This window comes from Kitasatospora sp. NPDC001095 (assembly GCF_053598615.1).
Genome location: NZ_JBSFKQ010000044.1, coordinates 1 through 18,949 on the forward strand (window position 1 = coordinate 1; position 18,949 = coordinate 18,949).

Here is an 18,949-nt window from a genome sequence, read left to right on the forward strand (position 1 = left end):
TGCAGGGGGGACCCTGTGGGAGAGTAGGACGCCGCCGAACAATTCTTCTGAAAAGCCCCTGATCCATTCGGATCAGGGGCTTTTCGCATTTCCGGTGACGTATCGTCGGTGCATGGACGATCAGACAGCGGTCATGGCGAACGATGTGCTCCGGCCCGAGCAGCGCGACGGTGCTCTGCGTGTTCTGGCGGAGGCCCAGGCGGTGGACGGTAGGGCCGCCGTGTCCGAGCAGGGCCGGCTCCGGCTGCGGAACGCGGAGACTCCGCGCCCGGGCGTCATCCACCTCGTCGAGACCGAGACCCAGACCCAGACTCACACCGAGGCCGGAACCGGCACCGGGACCGAGGCGAAGCACCCAGCCGTCCTCGGCTACGGCCAGCTCGAAGTACCGGAGAACCCCGCCGCGAACCCCGCCGCCGAGCTGGTGGTCGACCCGGCCGTCCGTGGCCGAGGCCTGGCCCGCCCGCTGGTGGACACCGTTCTGGCGCGGGCCCACCGGGCGGGGCACGACGCGGTGGACTTCTGGGTGCACGGCGGCCACCCGGCGGCCCGGCACCTGGCCGAGGTGTACGGCGCCGAACTGGTCCGCGAACTGCGGCAGATGCGTCGCACCGGCCGGCAGACCGAGGAGGTGGCCGTCCCCGAGGGCATCGAGCTCCGCACCTTCCGTCCCGGGGAGGACGACGCCGAGTGGCTGCGGCTGAACGCCCTGGCCTTCGCCCACCACCCGGAGCAGGGCTCGTGGACCGAGCAGGACCTGGCCGAGCGGATCGCCGAGCCCTGGTTCGACCCGGCCGGCTTCTTCCTCGCCACCCGTGAGGGCAAGGTGGTCGGCTTCCACTGGACGAAGGTGCACCCGGCGAGCGCCACCGAGCCCGAGCTCGGCGAGGTGTACGTGGTCGGGGTGGACCCGGCCGAGCAGGGCAGCGGCCTCGGCCGGGCGCTGACCGCGGCGGGCCTGCGCCACCTGACCGGCACCGGTCCGGGCGAGCGCGGGCTGGACACCGTTCTCCTCTATGTCGACGCTGACAATCCGGCCGCCGTGCGGGTATACGAACGATTGGGGTTCGCCGTTCACGAGGTGGACCTCATGTACCGAGCCCGGTACCGGGCGAACCGGCCGTCCTGAGCGCTGGGGACGGCCCCCCGAGCGGTCGAGGGCGAGGGACGGGACGGCGACGCCTCTTGCCCCGACCGACTCAGCTTTCCTCCTGGCCATGCGGTGTTTACCGTGGATTCAATTGCTGCCGCGAAGATCACAGGATGAAGTCCGTAGTGTCTCGCTCGTGCAGAGTCGACCGCCACGCGCCGGCCGGTCCTGTACGGACCGCACCCGGTGGGTGGGTGCTGTCCCCGGGGCCGGCCCGGGGCGAGGGCGACGGCCCGCAGAGCCATTCGCGTCCGGACGCAGTCCTGCTGCTGGAGGAGCTGGAGCTCATGAGCATCCCCCGCCCCGTCTCTGCCCCGCTGTCGCCTACGGCCCGGATGTCCGGTGCGCTGGGTGTTCCGCCGGAGCTGCCGGCCACGGACGAAGAGGAGTTCGAAGCGTTGCCGCAGGGCCGCTTCCTGGACCGCGAGCGCAGTTGGCTCGCGTTCAACGAGCGGGTCCTGGAGCTGGCCGAGGATCCGGGCATCCCGCTGCTGGAGCGGGCGAAGTTCCTGGCGATCTTCGCCAGCAACCTGGACGAGTTCTTCATGGTCCGGGTGGCCGGTCTCAAGCGCCGGATCGCCACCGGGGTCGCCCAGCGCAGCGCGTCAGGCCTCCAGCCGCGCGAGGTGCTGGACCTGATCTGGACCCGCTCGCGCGAGCTGATGGCCCGTCATGCCGCCGCGTTCCAGCAGGAGGTGCTGCCGGACCTCGCCACCGAGGGCATCGAGGTGGTCCGCTGGTCGGAGCTGGCCGAGAAGGAGCAGGCCCGGCTGCACACGCTGTTCCGCCAGAAGATCTTCCCGGTCCTGACCCCGCTGGCCGTCGACCCGGCGCACCCCTTCCCGTACATATCGGGGCTCTCGCTCAACCTGGCCGTCGTGGTGCGCAACCCGGTCTCCGGGCACAAGCACTTCGCGCGCGTCAAGGTGCCGCAGTCGCTGGCCCGCTTCCTGGAGGCCTCGCCCCAGCGGTACGTCCCGCTGGAGGACGTCATGGGCGCGCACCTGGAGGAGCTCTTCCCGGGGATGGAGGTGCTGGCCCACCACGCCTTCCGCGTCACCCGCAACGAGGACCTGGAGGTGGAGGAGGACGACACCGAGAACATCCTCAAGGCCCTGGAGAAGGAGCTGATGCGGCGGCGCTTCGGCCCGCCGGTCCGGCTGGAGGTCGAGGAGTCGATCGACCCGTACATCCTGGACCTGCTGGTGCGGGAGCTGAACATCACCGAGGCGGAGGTCTTCCCGCTGCCCGGGCCGCTGGACCTGACCGGGCTGTTCGGGATCGCCGACCTGGACCGCCCGGAGCTCAAGTACCCGAAGTTCGTGGCCGGCACGGCCCGCGGGCTGACCGACGTCGAGTCGGCCTCCCAGCCGGACATCTTCGCCGCGATGCGCGAGCGCGACGTCCTGCTGCACCACCCGTACGACAGCTTCTCCACCTCGGTGCAGGCCTTCCTGGAGCAGGCCGCCGCCGACCCGGACGTGCTGGCGATCAAGCAGACCCTGTACCGCACCTCCGGCGACTCGCCGATCGTCGACGCGCTGATCGACGCGGCCGAGTCCGGCAAGCAGGTGCTGGTGCTGGTCGAGATCAAGGCGCGCTTCGACGAGCAGGCCAACATCAAGTGGGCCCGCAAGCTGGAGGAGGCCGGCTGTCACGTGGTGTACGGACTGGTCGGGCTGAAGACGCACTGCAAGCTCTCGCTGGTGGTCCGGCAGGAGGGCGACACCCTGCGCCGCTACTCGCACGTCGGCACCGGCAACTACCACCCGAAGACGGCCCGGCTGTACGAGGACCTCGGCCTGCTCACCTCCGACCCGCAGGTCGGCGCGGACCTCTCGGACCTGTTCAACCGGCTCTCCGGCTACTCGCGCCGCGAGTCCTACCGCCGTCTGCTGACCGCTCCGCGCGGTCTGCGCGACGGGCTGGTCTCGCGGATCCACAACGAGATCGCGCACCACAGGGACGGCCGCCCGGCCTATGTGAAGCTCAAGGTCAACTCGATCGTCGACGAGGCCGTGATCGACGCGCTGTACCGGGCGTCCCAGGCCGGGGTGCCGGTGGACGTCTGGGTGCGCGGGATCTGCGCGATCCGCCCGGGCGTGCCGGGGCTGAGCGAGAACATCACGGTCCGCAGCATCCTGGGCCGCTTCCTGGAGCACTCCCGGGTCTTCGTGTTCGGCAACAACGGCGATCCCGAGGTCTGGATCGGCAGCGCCGACATGATGCACCGCAATCTGGACCGCCGGATCGAGGCGCTGCTGCGGATCACCGATCCGGCGCACCGCGCCGAGCTGTCCGGGCTGATCGACCTCGGGGTGTCGGACGAGACCGAGTCCTGGCACCTGGGGCCGGACGGCGCGTGGGCCCGCCACTCCCAGGACGCCGAGGGCCGGCCGCTGCGACACGTCCAGGACCTGCTGATCGACTCGCGCCAGCGCCGCCGGGCCGCCACCTCGCGCTGACGCGTCCACTGATGCGAAGCCGCCGGGGCAGTGGCCCACGAGAGGGCACAGTCGCCCCGGCGGTCGGCCACCAGCTCCGGGACCACCCCGGGGGAACGGGGATCTACCACGCCATGACCGAAGCGCCGATGACGGCCCAGGCGGCCTCCACAGCGACCGCCGGGGACATCCTTTCCCGCCACCTCACCGCCCAGGCCGGCGCCTTCCTGCGCGCGCTGCCGCTGGCGGTGGGCGAGGTCGGCGCCAGACCCGGGACGGCCTCGATCGTCCCGTCGGCCGGCACCTCGGACCTGCTGCGGGCCGTCCGGCGGGTCGGCGGGCTGCTGCACACCTTCGGTTCGCTCTTCGAGCAGACCTGGGCGCAGGAGTCGCGCACCGAGCTGCGCTGGCTGCTCAACCTGCTCGCGCTGGAGCCCGGTTACGTCCGCCGCTCGGCCCGGCTGCTGGGCGCGCTGGACTCGCTGAGCGCCACCGGCCCGGACGGGACGGGCATGCTGGCCGGCCACGCCGGCGCCCCCAAGGCACGGGCGCTGCTGGACCGGCAGCTGACCCTGGCCCGGACCAGGGCGCACTCCACGGTGCTCCAGGAGCTCCGCTCCGCCCGGCTGCACGCGCTGGCGGACCGGATGACCCTGCTGGTCGGCGAGGCGCCGCTGCTGGAGCCGGCGGGCGGCCGGGCCCCGGCGGTGCTGCTGCCGCAGGCCGCCGCCGCGTTCGCCGCGCTGTCCGCGGGCGCCCAGCAGCTGCCGCTGCATCGGGCCGCGACGCCGTACGGCGGGGACGGGCTGCGCCGGCTGGGCACGGTGCCGGCGTCCCGCGGGGCGACGGACGCGGACACCGCGCTGGCGGCCGACGACGCGCCCTGGTCCCGGCTGCGGATCCTGGTGAAGCGGGCCCGGTACGCGCTGGAGGTGTGCGGCCGCTCGTCCTCCGAGCTGGACGAGCTGGACCTGGTGCTGGCCCGGCAGCAGGAGGCGGCGGACGCCGCCGTCACCGCCGCCACCGCGGCGCGCACCCCGCGGATCACCCCGGCGACCGCGTACGTGCTGGGCGTGGTGCACGCCGACCAGCGGCTGGAGGTGGAGTCGGCGCGGTACGCCGTCGGCCGCCGCTGGCCCGACCTGCCGCCCGGCCCGGACGGCTGGCTGGAGCTCGTGCCGGCCGAAGCCTGGGGGCACCCGGGCGTGCCCGGGACGGTCTGAGGTGGGCGAGCGCCCGGGCACCGGACGGGCGGCGGCCCGGGCCGGGAGCGGGGCGGAGCACGCCCCGGTGGTGCTGGCGGCGGGTGCGGTGCTGTGGCTGCCGGGGCGTCCGAAGAAGAGCGGCCGGCTGGGGCGGCCGCGGATCGCGGTGATCCACCGGCCCAAGTACGACGACTGGAGCCTGCCGAAAGGCAAGCTCGAACCCGGCGAGGGCGTGGTCGAGGCGGCGCTGCGCGAGGTCCGGGAGGAGACCGGGTTCGGCTGCCTGCTGGGTCCGGAGCTGCCCACCCGGCACTACCGGGTGCAGGGCCGTCCGAAGGAGGTCCGCTACTGGGCGGCGGTGCCGTCGAGCGGGTCGTTCCGGCCCAACCGGGAAGTGGACCGGTTGGAGTGGCTGCCGGCCGGGAAGGCCCGTGCCCGGCTCACCCACGACCACGACCGGGTGCTGGTCGACGCCCTGCTGGCGGTCCTGGGGGCGGAGCCGGTGCGGACGGAGGGGCCGCAGCGGTGAAGGAACGGTGGAAGTGATCTCCCCGCGCCCTTGCCGTGACGCAACCGTTACTACCTGACGTAGTTTCCTGTCATCCCTTCGAGGTTCACTCTCCGTTCACTTGCGACCGGCTGTCGTGTCACTTACCCGGCCTAACTTCGGGACCACCGGAGGGCCGAACGGGCCCCGGACCACAGCAGAACCCGCGCTGGGCCGTACGCGTACGGCCTGCGCAGAGGGCAATGCCACAGAAAGGGACACCCCTGTGAAGCTCCAGCGGAACGGCCGCTCCAAGGCCCTCGCGATCGGTGCCATGGCGCTCGTCAGCTCGCTGTCGCTCGCTGCCTGCGGGTCGGACGACAACAACAACACGACCGCCTCCGGCGGCTCCAGCGGCTCCGCCGCGGCCGCCGGCGCGATCAATTGTGGCAAGCCCGGTTCGCTGATCTCCGCCGGTTCGACCGCCCAGGGCGCCGCGATGGACGTCTGGAAGACCAGCTTCGCCGCCGCCTGCTCCGGCACCACGATCAACTACCAGGGTGGCGGCTCCGGTGCCGGCATCCAGCAGTTCAACCAGGGCAAGATCCAGTTCGCCGGCTCCGACTCGGCCCTCAAGCCGGCCGAGGTCGACGCCTCCAAGGCGGTCTGCACCGGCGGCCAGGGCATCGACCTGCCGATGGTCGGCGGTCTGATCTCGCTGGTCTACAACGTCGACGGCGTCGACAAGCTGGTCCTGGACGGCCCGACCGCCGCCAAGATCTTCGACTCGCAGATCACCAAGTGGAACGACCCGGCGATCGCCGCCCTGAACCCGGGCGCCAAGCTGCCGGACGCGGACATCCAGACCTTCCACCGCTCGGACGACGCCGGCACCACCGAGAACCTGACCAAGTACTTCGCCGCCGCCGGCGGCGGCGCCTGGTCCTACCCGGCCGGCAAGGCCTGGGCGGGCAAGGGCGGCCAGTCGGCCAACGGCAGCGCCGGCGTCTCGGCCCAGGTCAAGCAGGTCAAGAACTCGATCAGCTACGTCGAGCTGGCCTACGCCCAGACCAACAGCCTGAAGAGCGCCGCGATCAACACCGGCGCCTCCAAGCCGGTCGAGGCCACCGCCGAGGCCGCCGCCACCACCATCGGCAAGGCCCAGGCCGCCGGCACCGGCAGCGACCTCGCGCTGAAGCTCGACTACGCGACCAAGGAAGAGGGTTCCTACCCGCTGGTCCTGGTCACGTACGAGATCGTCTGCGACAAGGGCAACAAGGCCGACACCCTCGACACCCTGAAGTCCTTCCTGACCTACACGGCCAGCGACGCGGGCCAGAAGGCCATCGGCGAGAAGGGCTACGTCCCGCTGCCGAAGGCCGTGACCGACAAGGTCAACGGCGTCATCGCCACCCTGGCCTGACCCGACAGGACCCCCGGTGGGGCGGCCCCGTGAGCGAGGGGGGCCGGGGCCGCCCCACCGGAACGCACCACACCCAGCACCACGTCCGGGGCACCGCCGCCATGGTGCCGTCCCCCTTCCGGGGCGGCGCCACCAGACCGGAGTAGACCAATGACTTCATCCTCCCCTGCCGCCCCGCGAGGCAGGGAACGCCGGCCGCGCGACAGCCGGGTCGGCGACAAGATCTTCATGAACCTCGCCCGGGGCTCGGGCATCCTGCTGCTGGTCATCATGGCCGCGATCGCCGCGTTCCTGACCTGGCGGTCGGCGCTGGCCCTGAGCACCAACGAGGGCAACTTCCTCACCACCTTCGAGTGGACGCCGGACGCCCCGAAGCCCGTCTTCGGCATCGCCGTCCTGGCCTTCGGCACCATCGTCAGCGCCGTCATCGCGATGGCCATCGCCGTCCCGGTCGCCATCGGGATCGCGCTGTTCATCTCGCACTACGCGCCGCGCCGGATCGCCCAGCCGTTCGCCTACCTGGTCGACCTGCTCGCCGCCGTCCCCAGCGTCGTCTACGGCCTGTGGGGCGCGCTCTTCCTGGTGCCGCACCTGGACGGCCTGACCAGCTGGCTCAACGAGTACCTGGGCTGGACGTACATCTTCGACCAGACCCGGACCGGCACCCCGCGCAACCTGTTCACCGTCGGCATCCTGCTGGCGATCATGATCCTGCCGATCATCACCGCGGTCTCCCGCGAGGTGTTCCGCCAGGTGCCGCGGATGCACGAGGAGGCGGCGCTCGCGCTCGGCGCGACCCGCTGGGAGATGATCCGCACCGCGGTGCTGCCGTTCGGCCGCCCCGGCATCATCTCGGCCTCGATGCTCGGCCTCGGCCGCGCGCTCGGCGAGACCATCGCGGTCGCGATCGTGCTCTCCGCCAGCAACGTCCTGTCGCTGCACATCCTGGACGCCGGCGGCGGAACCTTCGCCCAGAACATCGCGCTGAAGTTCAACGAGGCCGGCACCAACGGCCGCGACGCGCTGATGGCCTCCGGCCTCGTCCTGTTCGTCATCACCCTGCTGGTGAACGGCGCCGCGCGAATGATCATCGCCCGCCGCAAGGAGTACTCGGGGGCCAACGCATGACCGCCACCGTCGTCGTCGAGGACGCCCGGCCCGTCGCCCGTCCGCTGACCGCCAACCGCCTGCCCAAGTGGGCCCCGGCCGCCATCGCCGGCGGCTCGATCGCCCTCGGCTGCGGGATCGGCGCGGTCGCCGGACTGACCAGCCACATCCAGTGGGGCCTGATCTCGGCCCTGCTCTTCGTCCTGATCACCTACGGCCTCGCGGCCCGGGTCGAGGGCCGCCGGCAGGCCAAGGACCGGGTCGCCACCTCGGTGGTCTGGGTCGCCTTCATCCTGGCGGTCATCCCGCTGGTCGCCCTGACGGTCTACACCGTCCAGCAGGGCATCGAGGTGATCAACGGGAACTTCCTGAGCCACTCGATGAAGGGCGTGATCCAGTCCGGTCCCGGCGGTGGCATCTACCACGCGCTGATCGGCACCCTGGAGCAGGTCGGCCTGGCCACCGCGATGGCCGCCCCGATCGGTCTGCTGACCGCCGTCTACCTGGTCGAGTACGGCCGCGGCAAGCTCGCCAAGGCGGTCACCTTCTTCGTCGACGTCATGACGGGCATCCCGTCGATCGTCGCGGGTCTGTTCGTCCTCTCGCTCTGGAACCTCGCCCTGGGCTTCGGCTACTCCGGTTTCTCGGGCAGCCTCGCGCTGGCGATCCTGATGATCCCGGTCGTGGTCCGGTCCACCGAGGAGATGCTGAAGCTCGTCCCGAACGAGCTGCGCGAGGCCTCCTACGCGCTCGGCGTGCCGAAGTGGAAGACCATCCTGCGGATCGTCCTCCCCACCGCGATCGGCGGCATCACCACCGGTGTGATGCTCGCGGTCGCCCGCATCACGGGCGAGACCGCCCCGGTGATGATGCTGGTGTTCGGCGCCGACTACATCAACAGCAACCCGTTCGACGGGCCGCAGCAGTCCCTGCCGATGTACATCTGGACGCAGTACTCGCAGGTCAACAACGACTTCGGCTACGCCCGTGCCTGGGGTGCGGCGCTGGTGCTGATCGCCTTCGTGATGGGGCTCAACCTCATCGCCCGGGGCATCGCACGCTGGCGCTCGCCCAAGGGCGGGCACTGAGCGACCGACTGACGTACGAGACAGACGAGAGAAGCAACGATCATGGCCAAGCGCATCGACGTCAGCGGACTGTCGGCCTACTACGGCTCCACCAAGGCCATCGAGGACATCTCGATGAGCATCGAACCCCGCTCGGTGACCGCCTTCATCGGCCCTTCCGGCTGCGGCAAGTCCACCTTCCTGCGGACCCTCAACCGGATGCACGAGGTGATCCCCGGCGCCCGGGTCGAGGGCAAGGTCCTGCTGGACGACGAGAACCTGTACGCCTCCAACGTCGACCCGGTCGCCGTGCGCCGCTCGATCGGCATGGTCTTCCAGCGCCCGAACCCGTTCCCGACCATGTCGATCTACGACAACGTGGTCGCGGGCCTGCGGCTCGCCGGCGTGAAGAAGAAGTCCGTGCTGGACGAGGTGGTGGAGCGCTCGCTGAAGGGCGCCAACCTCTGGAAGGAGGTCCACAACCGGCTGAACAAGCCGGGGGCCGGCCTCTCCGGCGGTCAGCAGCAGCGCCTGTGCATCGCCCGTGCCATCGCGGTCGAGCCCCAGGTCCTGCTGATGGACGAGCCCTGCTCCGCGCTCGACCCGATCTCCACCCTCGCCATCGAGGACCTGATCGGCGAGCTGAAGGAGCAGTTCACCATCGTCATCGTGACCCACAACATGCAGCAGGCGGCCCGCGTCAGCGACCGCACCGCCTTCTTCAACCTGGCCGGCGTCGGCCAGCCGGGCAAGCTGATCGAGCTGGACGACACCCAGCGGATCTTCTCCAACCCGCAGGTCCAGGCGACCGAGGACTACATCTCCGGCCGCTTCGGCTAGACCGGACCCCGTCGCGCCCCCGGCACGGGGAGCGCGACGGACCCGAGCTGTCCCGTGGTGCTGCATGGCGGTGCCGCCGCGGGGCATGGAAAAGGGCCCGCCCCCGAGATGTGGGGGCGGGCCCTGTCCGTTCACGCGTCCTGCCGGGGCGTCAGCCCCAGAACAGGTGGACGAACCAGTACACCAGCGCTGCGACGATGGCGGCCGCCGGCATCGTGATGAACCAGCCGAGCACGATGTTCTTCGCGACGCCCCAGCGCACCGCGCGGATCCGCTTGGTGGCCCCCGCCCCCATGATCGCCGCGGTGATCACGTGGGTGGTGGAGATCGGCGCCTTGAAGACGAACGACGTGATGTACATGACCGCCGCGGAGGTGGCCTCGGCGGCGAAGCCCTGCGGCGGGTCCAGCTCGATGATCTTGCGGCCGAGCGTGCGCATGATCCGCCAACCACCCGCGTAGGTGCCCAGCGAGAGCATGGTCGCGCAGGAGATCTTCACCCAGACCGGGATCCCGTTGCCGGACTGGTGGCCGGAGATGGTCAGGGCCAGGACCACGATGCCCATGGTCTTCTGGGCGTCCTGGAGGCCGTGCGCCAGGGCCATCGCGGCGGCCGAGGCGGTCTGGGCGACCCGGAAGTTGCGCTTCGCCCGGTGCGGGTTGGCCCGGCGGAAGATCCACAGGATCGCCAGCATCACCAGGAAGCCGCCGACCAGGCCGACCACCGGCGAGACGATCATCGGGATGATGATCTTGTCGAGGACGCCGCCCCAGATCACGTCGACGCCGCCGGCCAGCGCCGCGCCCACCATGCCGCCGAACAGCGCGTGCGAGGAGGAGGACGGGAGGCCGAAGTACCAGGTGACCAGGTTCCAGGCGATCGCCCCGACCAGGGCCGCGAACAGGATCACCATCCCCTGGTCACCGGTGGGGGTCTCGATGATCCCCTTGGAGACGGTGTGCGCCACGCCGCTGCCGAGGAACGCGCCGGCCAGGTTCATCACCGCGGCCATCGCCAGCGCCGCCCGCGGGGTGAGCGCCCGGGTGGAGACCGAGGTGGCGATCGCGTTCGCCGAGTCGTGGAAGCCGTTGGTGTACGTGAAGAAGAACGCAACGCCGACGACGGCGATGAGTGCTGCCATGTCCACGAGGGTCAGGACTCCTTGACGGCGATGGTCTCCACCGTGTTGGCGACGTGCTCGAACGCGTCCGCCGCCTCCTCAAGGACGTCCACGATCTGCTTGAGCTTGAGGACCTCGATGGCGTCGTACTGACCGGAGAACAGGTGGGCGAGCAGCTTGCGGTGGATCTGGTCGGCCTGGTTCTCCAGCCGGTTGACCTCGATCCAGTACTCCGTCAGGTTGGACATGCTGCGCAGGTTCGGCATCGCCTCGGCGGTGAGTTCCGCGGCGCGCGCCAGCACCTCGATCTGCTGCTCGATGCCCTTCGGCAGGGTCTGGATGTCGTAGAGGACGACCAGGTCGACGGCCTCCTCCATGAAGTCCATGATGTCGTCCAGCGACGAGGCGAGGCTGTAGATGTCCTCGCGGTCGAAGGGCGTGATGAAGGACGAGTTCAGCTGGTGGAAGACGGCATGGGTGGTGTCGTCCCCGGCGTGTTCGGCGGCGCGCATGCGCTCGACGATCTCCGCACGGGCCGACACGTCTGATCCCAGCAGCTCCAAAAGGAGCTTCGATCCGACGACGAGGTTCTCCGCCGCGGCGGCGAACATGTCGTAGAAGCTCGTCTCCTTCGGGGTCAGGCTAAAACGCACGGAAATCTCCGATGTGCGGGGTAGGGACTGAACGATGCTAGGTGCAACCAAGCGCAATCACGCAAGCGGGGTGTCGGGGCAGGAGCCGGAACCTCCCCTTCCGCTCGACGGTCGCACCGACTGTCCGGGCCGCACCACCACACGTGGACTCGAACCCTCAGTCTGACGGAACCTCGACCGGATTGTCCCCGTCGTGCGCACGGAGGACGGGGTCGCCGCCCAGACGGGCGAACCGGCGGGCACCCCCTCCCGGGCCCCGTGGCACATGCCGGGTCGGCCGTCGGAACACCACGGAAGGCCCCGGTGTTGGACACTGGTGGCCGACGCAGCCACCAGGCACTGAGACGAAGGCGGGGCCGATGACCACGACGCAAGCGCGCACCGAGCCGGAGCAGGCACAGGGGACCGACCCGCACGCCGACCACGCTCCGACGGGGCACCACGGCCCGCACGGCTACAGCGCGCAGAAGGACGCCCACCTCAAGCGGCTGCGCCGGATCGAGGGCCAGATCCGCGGCCTGCAGCGCATGGTCGACGAGGACGTCTACTGCATCGACGTGCTCACCCAGGTCTCGGCCAGCACCAAGGCGCTGCAGTCCTTCGCACTCTCCCTGCTGGAGGAGCACCTGCGGCACTGCGTCGCCGCGGCCGCCGAGGAGGGCGGCACCGAACTCGATGCCAAGGTCGCGGAGGCCACCGCCGCGATCAGCCGCCTGCTGCGCAGCTGAGCGCGGCCCCGGGGGCGCGTCGCCCCCGGGCGCCCGCTAGCCGTCGGCCTCCCGGTCGGCCTGCCCGGGCTCGGCCCGGTCCAGCAGCACCTCGTCGATCCGCTCGGTCGGCAGCCGGTCGCCGGAACTGGCCGTCGCGGCGATCATCAGCTCGCCGGCCAGATCGATCTCGTCGAGGGCCGCGTCGTCGTGGCCGCCGCTGCGGCCACCCGTGGACGACACCACCTGCACCACCCCTTCAGTGCCTCGCCAGCCCGGGCGGCAGCCACCCGGAGTCCAGCCTAGGCACTTCGGGGCCCGTCCACATGGCACGGACGGGCCATCTCGGCGCCGCCGAAACGGGTGGCCGCCGCTCCCCGGACGGCCACCCGCCCCGGTGGCACCCCGTCTCGCCCCGGCGCCGGAGCGCTGCCCCGGCGACCCGGGGCGTGTCCGACCCGCCCTACTTCGGGCTCTCCGTGGGCTTCATCTGGTAGATGTCCGAGGCCGAGGGCTCGGCTGCCTCGACCGGCTTGCCGAAGTCCGTCAGCGAGGTCGTCGACGTCACCTTCACCTGGTCCTTGGGCTCCTTCGACCCGGCCACCCCGGCGAAGGTGAACACCTCGACCACCTTGCGCAGCCGGCCCTGGTCGTCCAGCCAGGCGTCGTACGGGACCTCCTTGACGGTGAAGGTCTGCCCGCCCATCCGCAGGCCGTCACCGCCGCGGCCGCCGGTCGCGTCGGCTGCCTTCGCCAGGTCCAGGGTGCCCCGGTAGTGGTGCAGCGCGACCCCGTCGACGGTCTCGGTGCCCACCGCCTCCGCCTTCTGCGCCCCGCGCAGCGCCCCCGCCGCCGAGGCCGGGTCGGTGGCGCCGCTGCTGACCAGGTTGCCGTCCGGCAGCTGGCGCACGTCCAGCTTGACCCACTTGCCCTCGGGGACCTTGGCGCCGCTGTTCTGGAGGTAGACGGTGCCCGGCAGGACCACCTCGACGATCTTCCCGGTGGTCGCCGCGCCCGGCGGCACCTGGACCTCCAGCCGGCCGATCCGCTTGACGTAGTCGTAGCCGCCGGTGCCGCTGAACGAGGCCTTCTTCTCGGCGGACTCGGTGACCAGCTCCGTCGCGGTGTGCGCGGAACCGGTGCGACCGGTGATGTCGGCGGCGTTGCGCACCGCCGTCAGCGCGTCCGCGGCGAGCTGGTCGGGGGCGCCCGACTGCTGGTCGGAGGAGCCGTCGACGGAGCCGCCGGAGCAGCCGGCGGCCCCCGCCGCCAGGGCGGCGGCGAGCAGGGCGGCCCCGGCCGCCGCGCGCAGGTGCGGACCCGGACGGCGTGCCGACCGTCCGGTGCGCTGCTGGTCGGTCATCTTCATCCTCGCGACAACCCCCTCGGGCCCGACTGCCCCGCCGGCCACCACCGGGTGGGCAGAGCTCTTTCCGGGCAAACGAGTTGGGAGGCAAAGGGTTACGGGGGCCGGTGTGACGGGAGCTTCGCGACGGGGCCCGTGGCGCGTTACGGTGAGCCACGTGCACAGTGAGCTGCCGGTCGCCCCCGGCACCGCCCGGATGCCCGAACACCGCCTCGCGATCAGCGAGCGCGGCTCCTTCGCCTTCGCGACCTGCAGCTGTGGCTGGTACGCCCCGGCCCGCCGCTCCCGCGACCTGTCCCGCCGCGAGGGAGCCGACCACCTCGCCGAGAAAGGTGCCGGGAACGATGCGGCGAACGGTGCCGAGCCGGACTGATCCGGAGCCGGACCCCTGGCACCCCGCGGGGCCGCGGGAGGGGGCGGGCGCGAGGTCAGGCCGCGAGGTCGGACTCCGGCGGCTGCTCCCCGGTCCGCACCGCCCCGCGACCGCGTCGACGGCCGCGCGCGGCTACCCCGCCGCGGGCCGCTCCGCCGCGCTCGGGCGCCCGGATCAGCGGGGCGACCGCCGTCCGGCTCAGCGCGTGGCAGAACGGCACCAGCACCGCCATCGCGATCGGCGCCAGCAGCAGCACCACGGCGACCGCGAGCGCGAAACCGCCGATCACGTCGGTCGGGTAGTGGACGCCCATGAACATCCGGCAGAAGCCCTGGAGGAGCGCCAGCCCGCCGGCGATCCAGCCGAGCCTGCGGTTCACCAGGAACAGCGCCACCGCGACGCCCATGGTCATGGTCGAGTGGTCGCTGACGAAGGAGTGGGTGCCGGCCTTGCCGTCCACCAGCACCAGCAGCCCCGGATGGTCGACGAAGGGGCGCGGGCGGTTCACGATCGCGGCGATCGGGAGGTTGGCCAGCTCGGCGACGGCCACCGAGAGCGGCACCCAGAGCAGCCCGGCCATCGCCACCGGTGCGTCCGGACGGCGCCTGGCCTGGAGCCAGGCCACCAGACCGAGCATCGCCAGGCCGATCAGGATGCCGTACTCGCCGATCCACGAGACCAGGTGGTCCAGCCACTGCGGGGAGCGCTTGGCCAGCCCGTTGACGGCGTAGAGCAGGTCGAGGTCGGGGTTGGTCGTGTCGGCAAGCGGCGTCGACACGCCGCACCTCCTTCTGGTCCGCTGCACCTGGTCGTCGTGGCCGGGGCCCGCCCGGTGCGGGGTGCTGACGAGGGGCCACCGGAGGAAACGTCATTTCCGGGGCACAGCGTTCCACGGAAACGCGCGGTTATCGAAACTTGACTCAGCGTCCACAGTGCGCACACAGGTCCCGCCGTCCCCGCCGCACCGGGCCTATCGTCCCGACCCGGCGGGGCTCGGCCCGGCCGGCGCGGGCGGCGCCGCGACCGCCGACCGGGTGGGGGCCGCCGGGGCCACGGCGGCGCCGCCCTGCGCGCCGCCCTGGTTCCCCGCCGGGGCGGTGGGCTCCGTCCCGCCCGGCCGGCTCGGGGCGTTGACCGCGCCGTCGTTGTTGCGGGTCGGCAGCGCCTGGGCGCCGTCCGAGGTGACCCGGGTCGCGCCGATGTACTCCCTGGTGTCGATCTTGTCGTAGCGGATCACCGCGCCGGTGTGCGGCGCGTTGATCATGTACCCGCCGCCGACGTAGATCCCGACGTGGTGGATGCTCCGCGGATCGCTCAGGTCCGTCGCCCAGAACACCAGGTCGCCCGGCCGCAGCTGATCGCGCGACGGGTGCGGCCCGGCGTACCACTGGTCGTTGGCCACCCGGGGCAGGGTGATGCCCACGCTGGCGAACGCGGCCTGGGTCAGGCCCGAGCAGTCGAACCGCCCGTTCTGCGAAGGCAGGCCCTCACCGCCCCACAGGTACGGGGTGCCGAGCTTGGTCTGCGCGAAGTAGATCGCGGCCGACGACTGCGGGGACACCTCCAGCGGAGCGGTCGGCGAGGCCGGCGCGGCGAAGCTGCGGGCCATCGCCTGGATGTTCCGCACGTAGCCCTGGGTCTCCTTGTACGGCGGGACCCCCTTGTACTTGATGACAGCGCCCTCGCCGGCGTTGTAGGCGGCCAGCACGTTGGCCTGCGGGTCGCCGGGCACCTTCGCGACCTCCTTGGCGATCGCGCAGTCGTAGGTCGCCGCCGAGGCGATCGCGTCCAGCGGATCCCAGACGTCCGTCTTGCCGTCCCCGTTGCCGTCGGTGGCGTAACTGGGCCAGGTGCCCGGCATGAACTGCGCCATTCCCTGCGCCCCGACCCCGGACCGCGCCCTGGGGTCGAAACCGCTCTCCTGGTACAACTGCGCCGCGAGCATCGGCGGGGAGATCTCCGGGCAGAGCGAGCCCCACCGCTGGATCGGATCCTGGTAGGCCGCGGGGACCGTTCCGGGGGACAAGGCGGAACGATTCGCCGACTGTTGCGGCGTCCCACTTGCCGCAAAAGTCCCCATCGTCACCAGCCCGATGAACCCGAACGCGACAACTCCCGCAGCGGCGGCGGCCGTACCGGCCTTCCGGAGTACCATCAGCACCATCCCGACGAATCGTCAGTCGAAGTGTCCCGGAAGGCGTTGCTCACCGCAATCATCAGAGATACGAACAGTGAGCGCTATCCTTCGTACGGTGTACATCCTCGCGTACGTGCCCGATGCCTCACGACCAATTCGCGAGAAGTAGCCAAGTCGACATCAGATCTGGCCAAGAATAGGTACCGACCCTTCGCGCGGGCCGGGTCCGGGCCCTTGAATTTGCCTGATCGGGCGGTGAGATGGAAATGAACCTGAGCAGCGTGCACACCAATGCGGTCGGCCACCTGGCCGAGGACCCCCCCAAGAAGCCGAACATCGACACCATCATCGGCGGAATCGCGCCGGACTGGGGGCCGTTCGCGAGCCTCGGGTCGGAGGCGCGGGTGATGGTCGAGGTCATCATGGCCGTCGCCATCCTCATCTGCCTCGGCCTCGCGGTCTGGGGTGCGGCCAAGCAGCGGATCGGAGCGACCGCGATGCGCGACAGCTTCGGCGCCGAACAGGGCAAGGGGCTGATCGTCGCCGGCCTGACCGGCGTGTTCATCATCGGATCACTCGGCACTCTGTTCACCATTGTCTACGGCATGGCGATCTGACGATCAGGCAGCAGTAGTCCGACCGGCCTGAGGCCGGGGTTCCGTCCGGACCCCCTCCGGCGGCCGGCCCGCCAGGAGTCCATCCCCGTCCCCGCCCTCCGCCCGCGCCCGCCCCCGGGCGGAGGCCCCCCGGAGCCGCCCCGGCTCCCCGCACTTGGAGGGCCGCCGTGCCGTTGTCCGACGACCAGCCGCGCACCCGCACGCGCCTGCCGGTCGGCGAACAGTCCTCCGCCCAGCCGAACCCCCGTCAGGCTCGACCGCTGCGCGCCCTGCTGGCCGTCCTGGTCGTCGTCACCCTGCTCGTGGTGGCCGTCGCCATCGCCAACCGTGTCACATCCGGCACCGCAGGCGGCAGCTCCTCCGCCGACCGCGCCGACGCCGGTGCCGGGCCCGCCCCCAGCGGCGACCAGCCCGTCGGCACCACCGTCAACGGCATCCCGACCGGCTACCCGCACACCGAGCCCGGTGCCCAGTCGGCCGCCACCAACTACGCGGTGGCGATCGGCTCCGCGGACATGTTCCGCACCGACAGCCGGCACGGCATCGTCGCCACCATCGCCGACCCGGGCGCACTGGCGGGGCTCCAGAGCCGGCTGGACCAGGGCTTCTCCCCCGAGACGGCCGCCAGGTTCGGGGTCGATGCGCAGGGGCGGCCGCCGAAGGGGCTGACATTTGTCAGCCGGACAATCCCGATCGGAACCCGGAGCAGTGGCTACACCGCGGACAGTGTCAAGGTCGACGTCTGGTGCACGGGCCTGTTCGGGCTGGCTGGTGAGCGCTCTACGAAGCCGGTCTCCGAGGAGTGGTTCACGCTCAACCTCAGCTTGCGATGGACCGGGACGGACTGGAAGCTCAGCGACTACAGCCGTGTGGCGGGGCCAGCCCCGATCCCACCGGACCAACAGGCCGCGACGGCCGAGGAGATCACTGGTGCCGTCGAGCAGTTCGGAGGCTTCCACTATGCCCGTTGACGGTAACTCGGGCGTTGTTCGACGGACCGTGGGTCGCGTGACGGGGGCCGCATTGCTCGGCGCCCTATCGGTGGTGGCTTCGGCCCATCGAGCGCTGGCGGACCCCTCGCCGACCCCGAGTTCGGGTGCGACCAATACGAGTTGTCCCGGTGTCCCGCTCCCCGGCAGCGACGTTTACTGCGCTCCACCCGGCGGTGGTTCTCTCCCCGGGAGCGGCACTGTCGGGACTGTGACCGATCCGCTCGGGTCGTTGGCCAAGAGTTGTGCGCAGGCAGCGGCGTGGGTGGTGCGGAAGTTGTCGGGGGCGATCGACGGGACGACGCAGGTGGACTTCACCAATGCGTCGTTCCTGCAGCAGTACGCCGTGGTGTTCGCCGTGTCGACGGTGATCACATTGGTGCTGTGGCTGCTGGCGGTGACGAAGCGGGCGGTGCGGGGGGCGCCGCTGACGACGGCGTTCTCGGAGGCGATCGGCTTCCTGTGGCTGACGGTGGTGGCGTCCGCGTTCACGCCGTTGATCCTGTTCACCGTGGTGAGTGTGACGGACGGGCTGACCAAGGCGATCGCGGTCGGGACGAAGACGGACACCGGGTCGTACCTGGGTGGGTTCGCCGACACGCTGGAGAAGGGCGACGTGGGTGGTGGTCCGCTGATCCTGGTGATCGTGTCGCTGGTCGCGGTGCTGGCGGCGGCGGTGCTCTGGATCGAGCTGCTGATACGGGCGGCGATGCTGTACGTCGGCGCGCTGCTGGGTACGGCGGTGTACGCGGGGCTGGTGGACCGGCAGTTGTGGAAGCACGTGCGGCGCTGGGCGGGGGTGATGCTGGCGGTGGACCTGGCGAAGCCGATCATCGTGGTCATCCTCGGGCTGGCGGGCGCGGTGGCGACCGGGTCCGGGGCCGACGACGACTTCGCCCGGGTGTTGTCGGGGCTGGCGATCCTGTTCCTGTCGATCTTCGCGAGTGCCGCGGTCTACCGCTTCGTGCCGGGCTTCGGCGACGAGATGCTCAACATGCGCGGGGCCCGGGCCAACGCCGTGCAGGCCGGTTCGGCGATGATCAACGGCACCGCGAACCTGATGAAGCAGGGCATCACGACCCACGGCGACCGTGGTCCGCAGGCGGCGGGCACGGGTGGCGGCGGGGGTGCGGGCGGCGGTTCGGTCGCGCCGGGCATCGCCGCCCACGCCGGCCGGACGCCTACGCCACCGCCGCAGGGCGGGCCCCCGCAGGCTTCGGTTCCGATCCGCGACAGCAATCCAGCGAAGGGAGGGTGACGGGTA

General features: G+C 71.3%; 19 protein-coding genes. 13 read left to right on the forward strand and 6 right to left on the reverse strand.

The window, feature by feature from the left end; translation table 11 throughout:
• Positions 1-112: 112 nt before the first annotated feature.
• From mshD to pstB, 8 genes are all read left to right on the forward strand, one after another.
• Entirely contained in the window at positions 113-1,129 is a 1,017-nt protein-coding gene (gene mshD, locus ACWDBB_RS27820) for a mycothiol synthase (protein WP_449792207.1), read from the forward strand.
• A gap of 308 nt (positions 1,130-1,437) precedes the next feature.
• Positions 1,438-3,615: an RNA degradosome polyphosphate kinase gene (locus ACWDBB_RS27825; RefSeq protein WP_449792208.1), complete on the forward strand. Its 2,178-nt coding sequence runs from the start codon at positions 1,438-1,440 to the stop codon at positions 3,613-3,615.
• Between the two features lie 113 nt (positions 3,616-3,728).
• Positions 3,729-4,817, forward strand: a complete 1,089-nt coding sequence (locus tag ACWDBB_RS27830; RefSeq protein ID WP_449792209.1) for a CHAD domain-containing protein — start codon at positions 3,729-3,731, stop codon at positions 4,815-4,817.
• A gap of 67 nt (positions 4,818-4,884) precedes the next feature.
• Positions 4,885-5,328, forward strand: coding sequence for an NUDIX hydrolase (locus tag ACWDBB_RS27835; RefSeq protein WP_449792247.1), 444 nt, complete (start codon positions 4,885-4,887; stop codon positions 5,326-5,328).
• Between the two features lie 244 nt (positions 5,329-5,572).
• Positions 5,573-6,709: a phosphate ABC transporter substrate-binding protein PstS gene (gene pstS / locus ACWDBB_RS27840; protein ID WP_449792210.1), complete on the forward strand. Its 1,137-nt coding sequence runs from the start codon at positions 5,573-5,575 to the stop codon at positions 6,707-6,709.
• A 150-nt stretch (positions 6,710-6,859) separates the two neighbouring features.
• The gene (gene pstC, locus ACWDBB_RS27845; RefSeq protein ID WP_449792211.1) at positions 6,860-7,837 is read left to right on the forward strand and encodes a phosphate ABC transporter permease subunit PstC; all 978 of its coding nucleotides are present in this window, start codon (positions 6,860-6,862) and stop codon (positions 7,835-7,837) included.
• Complete coding sequence (pstA, locus tag ACWDBB_RS27850; RefSeq protein ID WP_449792212.1) at positions 7,834-8,904, forward strand: phosphate ABC transporter permease PstA; 1,071 nt, start codon at positions 7,834-7,836, stop codon at positions 8,902-8,904. The genes pstC and pstA overlap by 4 nt, the downstream gene beginning before the upstream one ends.
• 42 nt (positions 8,905-8,946) lie before the next feature.
• Complete coding sequence (pstB, locus tag ACWDBB_RS27855) at positions 8,947-9,723, forward strand: phosphate ABC transporter ATP-binding protein PstB (protein WP_449792213.1); 777 nt, start codon at positions 8,947-8,949, stop codon at positions 9,721-9,723.
• 151 nt (positions 9,724-9,874) lie between these two features.
• Here the strand turns inward: pstB and ACWDBB_RS27860 are convergent, their stop codons facing one another.
• Together ACWDBB_RS27860 and ACWDBB_RS27865 are read right to left on the reverse strand one after the other, a co-directional pair.
• Positions 9,875-10,870 carry an anion permease gene (locus ACWDBB_RS27860; protein WP_449792214.1) on the reverse strand — a complete coding sequence of 332 codons (996 nt, stop codon included), beginning with the start codon at positions 10,868-10,870 and terminating at the stop codon, positions 9,875-9,877.
• Between the two features lie 5 nt (positions 10,871-10,875).
• Positions 10,876-11,496, reverse strand: a complete 621-nt coding sequence (locus ACWDBB_RS27865) for a DUF47 domain-containing protein (protein ID WP_031064133.1) — start codon at positions 11,494-11,496, stop codon at positions 10,876-10,878.
• 359 nt (positions 11,497-11,855) lie between these two features.
• On the opposite strand from ACWDBB_RS27865, the gene ACWDBB_RS27870 reads away from it, so the two are divergent.
• Entirely contained in the window at positions 11,856-12,224 is a 369-nt protein-coding gene (locus ACWDBB_RS27870) for a metal-sensitive transcriptional regulator (protein ID WP_392882659.1), read from the forward strand.
• Between the two features lie 36 nt (positions 12,225-12,260).
• Here the strand turns inward: ACWDBB_RS27870 and ACWDBB_RS27875 are convergent, their stop codons facing one another.
• Entirely contained in the window at positions 12,261-12,449 is a 189-nt protein-coding gene (locus ACWDBB_RS27875; protein WP_363394422.1) for a hypothetical protein, read from the reverse strand.
• A gap of 217 nt (positions 12,450-12,666) precedes the next feature.
• Entirely contained in the window at positions 12,667-13,566 is a 900-nt protein-coding gene (locus ACWDBB_RS27880) for a hypothetical protein (RefSeq protein WP_449792215.1), read from the reverse strand.
• A gap of 160 nt (positions 13,567-13,726) precedes the next feature.
• Here ACWDBB_RS27880 and ACWDBB_RS27885 point away from each other — a divergent pair, with 160 nt between their 5' ends.
• On the forward strand, positions 13,727-13,942 hold the full coding sequence (locus ACWDBB_RS27885; protein WP_449792216.1) for a hypothetical protein: 216 nt from the start codon (positions 13,727-13,729) through the stop codon (positions 13,940-13,942).
• Between the two features lie 55 nt (positions 13,943-13,997).
• Here the strand turns inward: ACWDBB_RS27885 and ACWDBB_RS27890 are convergent, their stop codons facing one another.
• Positions 13,998-14,720, reverse strand: a complete 723-nt coding sequence (locus ACWDBB_RS27890; RefSeq protein WP_392882652.1) for a phosphatase PAP2 family protein — start codon at positions 14,718-14,720, stop codon at positions 13,998-14,000.
• 192 nt (positions 14,721-14,912) lie between these two features.
• Positions 14,913-16,097, reverse strand: a complete 1,185-nt coding sequence (locus ACWDBB_RS27895; RefSeq protein WP_449792248.1) for a C40 family peptidase — start codon at positions 16,095-16,097, stop codon at positions 14,913-14,915.
• A 248-nt stretch (positions 16,098-16,345) separates the two neighbouring features.
• Between ACWDBB_RS27895 and ACWDBB_RS27900 the strand changes: the two genes are divergently transcribed.
• The 3 genes from ACWDBB_RS27900 (at position 16,346) to ACWDBB_RS27910 (ending at position 18,943) form a co-directional block, all read left to right on the forward strand.
• A complete protein-coding gene (locus ACWDBB_RS27900; RefSeq protein WP_224284734.1) occupies positions 16,346-16,696 on the forward strand; it encodes a hypothetical protein in 351 nt (116 codons plus the stop codon).
• Positions 16,697-16,863: 167 nt separating this feature from the next.
• Positions 16,864-17,667: a hypothetical protein gene (locus ACWDBB_RS27905; RefSeq protein ID WP_449792217.1), complete on the forward strand. Its 804-nt coding sequence runs from the start codon at positions 16,864-16,866 to the stop codon at positions 17,665-17,667.
• Positions 17,668-17,896: 229 nt separating this feature from the next.
• Positions 17,897-18,943: a hypothetical protein gene (locus ACWDBB_RS27910; protein ID WP_449792218.1), complete on the forward strand. Its 1,047-nt coding sequence runs from the start codon at positions 17,897-17,899 to the stop codon at positions 18,941-18,943.
• Positions 18,944-18,949: the final 6 nt, after the last annotated feature.